Source organism: Tumebacillus lipolyticus, assembly GCF_042682745.1.
GTDB lineage: Bacteria > Bacillota > Bacilli > Tumebacillales > Tumebacillaceae > Tumebacillus_A > Tumebacillus_A lipolyticus.
In genome coordinates this window covers 1-1,100 of the sequence record NZ_JBHUIO010000017.1, presented here as the reverse complement: position 1 = coordinate 1,100, position 1,100 = coordinate 1, and the positions used below count along the sequence as shown (strand labels likewise).

At 52.6% G+C, this 1,100-nt stretch carries 6 tRNA genes; all 6 read left to right on the top strand.

The window, feature by feature from the left end:
• Positions 1–24 precede the first annotated feature (24 nt).
• Positions 25–100: transfer RNA gene (locus tag ACFSOY_RS19780), tRNA-Asn, on the top strand.
• 4 nt (positions 101–104) lie between these two features.
• Positions 105–180: transfer RNA gene (locus ACFSOY_RS19775), tRNA-Thr, on the top strand.
• A gap of 5 nt (positions 181–185) precedes the next feature.
• A tRNA-Glu gene (locus ACFSOY_RS19770) sits at positions 186–262 on the top strand.
• A 63-nt stretch (positions 263–325) separates the two neighbouring features.
• Positions 326–401: transfer RNA gene (locus ACFSOY_RS19765), tRNA-Val, on the top strand.
• Between the two features lie 9 nt (positions 402–410).
• Positions 411–487, top strand: a tRNA-Asp gene (locus tag ACFSOY_RS19760).
• A 4-nt stretch (positions 488–491) separates the two neighbouring features.
• Positions 492–567: transfer RNA gene (locus tag ACFSOY_RS19755), tRNA-Phe, on the top strand.
• The last annotated feature ends 533 nt before the right edge of the window (positions 568–1,100 follow it).

The following is a 1,100-nucleotide window of genomic DNA, read 5'->3' as shown; positions in this document are numbered from 1 at the left end:
GAATCCGCTTATCTCCACCAAGATTCCTCGATAGCTCAGTTGGTAGAGCGCCCGACTGTTAATCGGACGGTCACAGGTTCGAGTCCTGTTCGGGGAGCCATTTCGCCTTCATAGCTCAGTAGGTAGAGCGCATCCATGGTAAGGATGAGGTCATCGGTTCGATTCCGGTTGAAGGCACCACGCTTGGCCCGTTGGAGAAGCGGCTTAACTCACCGCCCTTTCAAGGCGGCATTCACGGGTTCGAATCCCGTACGGGTCACCATGTTTTTTAAGGAAGGCTGACAAAAAGCGAGAGGTTCTCTCGCAACGTTAGCACTAGCACTTTGGAGGTTTAGCTCAGCTGGGAGAGCATCTGCCTTACAAGCAGAGGGTCGGCGGTTCGATCCCGTCAACCTCCACCATTTTCATTCGGAGCTGTGGTGTAGAGGCCTAACATGCCTGCCTGTCACGCAGGAGACCGCGGGTTCGAATCCCGTCAGCTCCGCCATTTTGGCTCGGTAGCTCAGTCGGTAGAGCAGAGGACTGAAAATCCTCGTGTCGGCGGTTCGATTCCGTCCCGAGCCACCAATCGAAAGACCTGATCCTTAGGGATCAGGTCTTTTTTGTGTATCCAGCCTGTCTGTTTTGAAGTTTGCGCTCGTAACGTCGTGAGGAAGTTCGATCCCTATCTGCAGCGGACGCAGGGAGTTTGAGAGAAGTTGTCCTTAGTTGATCGGTAGCTGGACTCGGTGGACGCGAACCGTTAGCTCGATAAAAGGTGTGATCTACGCGGAGCTGTTTTTGCAAGCAAGTTGAGCATGCTGCGCATGCAGACATCATCGACGAGTCGAACTCGACCGCGAACAAGAATGGGAGAACGGCTGAGAATCGGCAGCTGGTGAGCGATCTGAATGCCGAATTTGTTTTCTTTTGTTCCGGATGACGAGTGGTCGTGAGGGTCGGGGCATGATAAGATAGGTCTTGTCGCCGCGGGATGATCGGGCGGTGAAAAAAGATTTGAAATACCTGTTGACACAGGTGAGGCAAACGTGATAATCTATGAAACGTCGCCACTGTGGCGAACATGATTGATCCTTGAAAACTAAACGAGTGTTACGAAG